We start from the raw sequence: 2,524 nt of genomic DNA, 5'->3' as shown, positions 1-2,524 counted from the left end.
AGAGCAGGCCGCCGGCGACCGCTTTGCCGCCGCTGCCAGCACCAGCAGCAACTGCCCCAGCGGCGCGCGGGGCGGCCAGCTGGGCTGGCTGCGCATCGAAGACTGCGCCCCCGAGTTCGCCCGCGAGCTTTTCGGCCATGCCGAGGTGGGGGTGTTGCCGCGCCTGGTGCACAGCCGCTTTGGGCTGCATGTGGTGGAGGTGCAGGAGCGCGATGCGGGCACCGTGCCGCCTTATGAGCAGGTGCGGGCCGCTGTGTTGCAGCAGTTGCGGCAGCAGAGTTTTGCGACGGGGTTGTCGCAGTATTTGCGGTTGTTGGCTGGGCGGGCGCGGGTGGTGGGGGTGGATTTGGAAGGGGCGAAGACGCCTTTGGTGCAGTAGCTATTTTGTTTGTTTGCTCTGCCGTAGGTCTGGCAGTCTCATTTGTTCTAACGACAGAGGCCGGGAGCCTCCGAGTAAGAGATGCTGACGGACTCAGCTGCCGTTTTATCTCCATTTTTCTGTCGAAGGACAGAGGCCGGATTTCGTCCGGCGGCCGACTCACTTTTCTTGCTCGCACCGGAGTGCCGGACCAAAGAAAAGTAAGCAAAAGAAGTGCGCCCCTGCTGTCTGCGACCCCTCCGCTGCGCTGCGGGGCAACCTGTGCTGAGACGTTTGCGGGCTGCGCCGTGGAACTCACTACGCGCTGAAGCGCTCCGTTCAAACAGCCACGGCGAGTCAGTTCACGAAGCATGCGCGCTGGGGCGCGCATGCCAGCCCGCAAACGCCCCATCACAGGCGCATACAGAAGGGGGTGTAGTCCCCTTCCATGCCGAGCGCAGCGATGGCATTGCAGCTGCTGGATCCCTCTTCCCCCTTCTAGCCGTGCCGAGAAGCACAGACCCAGGGGCGGGCGTGTGCCGAAGGACACACGCCTTCGTGGTCATGCTTGCCGCATCTGTTTGAACGGAGCGCCTTGGCGCGTAGTGAGTTATGCGGCACGCCCCTGGGTCGAGCATCGCAGGTTGCCCCAGTGCCGCAGGCACTGGGGACACGGATAGCAGGGGCGTGTTTCTTTGCTTACTTTCTTGCACGAGCAAGAAAGTGAGTCGCCTGCCGGGCGAAAACCGGCCTCCGGCCTGAAGGCCACAGCAGAAGGCTGCATGGCCAAGAGCGATGGAATGCCGACCGCTGGCCGAACCATCAGGACTGCCCTGGCAGACCAGCACCCTCAGCAGGCTGAGAAGCCAAAGGATCCCATTCCGCCCAATCGGGCCCAAACAACTCCACCGGATGCGCCGACCGCTCCGACCCATTGCCACAAGCCATGGACGACGCAGCGCAATAACGGTCACACCCCCAGCAAGTCCGCTCAGGATGTGCAGGATGGATAGGAAAACGTTTGGCCATAAAGAGCTAACAGGGCAAAGATATAGCAGTACCGCACCACTGTGCGCCTGCGCCAGTCAGCAGAATTTGACCTGGATCATGCTTGGCGTACACCGCAACGCACAGGCAGCGATGGGCAGCGAAAATGGAGGCTGTGACACAGCTCCTGAACACCCCACCCACAGCAGGCTTTGAGGAGCCGTTCGGCATGCTGCAGGCCTGCCACGGCCGGGTGGCGCGCAGCCTGGATCTGTTGGGCCGCCTGGGTGCCTACCTGGCCGAGCAGGGCGGCGGCGATGCGCAGGGCCAGGCGCGCGATGCGGCGGCTGATGTGCAGCGCTACTTTGACCTGGCGGCGCCCTTGCACCACCAGGATGAAGAGCAGCATGTGCTGCCCGTACTGCGGGCGGCAGGGCAGGGCGCGCTGGCCGACCAGCTGCAGGCCGAACACCGGCAGATGGAGGCGCTGTGGCCGACGATACGGGCGGATCTGCAGGCAGTGCAAGCAGGCCATGCACCGACGGGCGAGGCGCTGGTGGCGGCCCGGCGCCGCTGGGCGGATTTTGCCGAGGTCTATACGCGCCATATCGCGGCAGAGGAGACGCAGGCCTACCCCAGCGCGCAAGCGCAATTGGAGCCTGCCGTGCAAGCCGCCATGGGGCGCGAGATGGCGCAGCGGCGCGGGGTGCGTTACCCGGAGGCGGGGCCATGAAAGGGGAACTGCAGCCAGCACGCCAGCGGCCGCTGGCCGTCAAGATCGGCGCCATTGGTTGCGCGCTGCTGCTGATGGCGCTGGTCGCGATTGGCCTGACCTTGCGGCTGACCTGGTCGCTCGAAGGGGGGGCTGCGGCGGTCAATGAAGCGGGGCGGATGCGCATGCAGACCTGGCAGCTGGCGCAGGCCTTGCCGGAGGCGAGCCCGCAGCGCCTGGCCTTGCTGATCGGCCAGCTCGACACCAGCCTGGCCTTGCTGGAAAAGGGCGATGCCGCTCGGCCGCTGTCGGTGCCGCGCGATACGGCCTCGCGTGCCGCCCTGCAAGCCGTGCAGCAACGCTGGCAGCGGCTGCGCGCAGCCTGGCAGCAGCCGGTGACTGGCAGCCATGTGGTGCAGGCCGAGGTCACGGCCCAGCAGGCGCAGAGCTTCGTCGGTGAGGTGGAC

General features: G+C 65.8%; 4 protein-coding genes. 3 read left to right on the top strand and 1 reads right to left on the bottom strand.

What is annotated here, in order from left to right:
* On the top strand, positions 1 to 379 hold a 379-nt coding region (locus H928_RS0114055), incomplete at its 5' end, for a peptidylprolyl isomerase (protein ID WP_021027090.1).
* An 801-nt stretch (positions 380 to 1,180) separates the two neighbouring features.
* Here the strand turns inward: H928_RS0114055 and H928_RS30835 are convergent.
* Positions 1,181 to 1,387, bottom strand: a complete 207-nt coding sequence (locus H928_RS30835) for a DUF3079 domain-containing protein (protein ID WP_084635802.1) — start codon at positions 1,385 to 1,387, stop codon at positions 1,181 to 1,183.
* Positions 1,388 to 1,520: 133 nt separating this feature from the next.
* Here H928_RS30835 and H928_RS0114050 point away from each other — a divergent pair, with 133 nt between their 5' ends.
* Together H928_RS0114050 and H928_RS27795 are read left to right on the top strand one after the other, a co-directional pair.
* The gene (locus H928_RS0114050) at positions 1,521 to 2,078 is read left to right on the top strand and encodes a hemerythrin domain-containing protein (RefSeq protein ID WP_027010945.1); all 558 of its coding nucleotides are present in this window, start codon (positions 1,521 to 1,523) and stop codon (positions 2,076 to 2,078) included.
* Positions 2,075 to 2,524, top strand: a 450-nt coding sequence (locus tag H928_RS27795) for a type IV pili methyl-accepting chemotaxis transducer N-terminal domain-containing protein (RefSeq protein ID WP_043340178.1), incomplete at its 3' end; no start/stop codon positions are given. The genes H928_RS0114050 and H928_RS27795, both read left to right, overlap by 4 nt.

Source organism: Comamonas sp. B-9 (genome assembly GCF_000410635.1).
GTDB lineage: Bacteria > Pseudomonadota > Gammaproteobacteria > Burkholderiales > Burkholderiaceae_C > Comamonas.
Note: the sequence above shows the minus strand (reverse complement) of the source record. Positions and strands in the feature narration are given on the sequence as shown.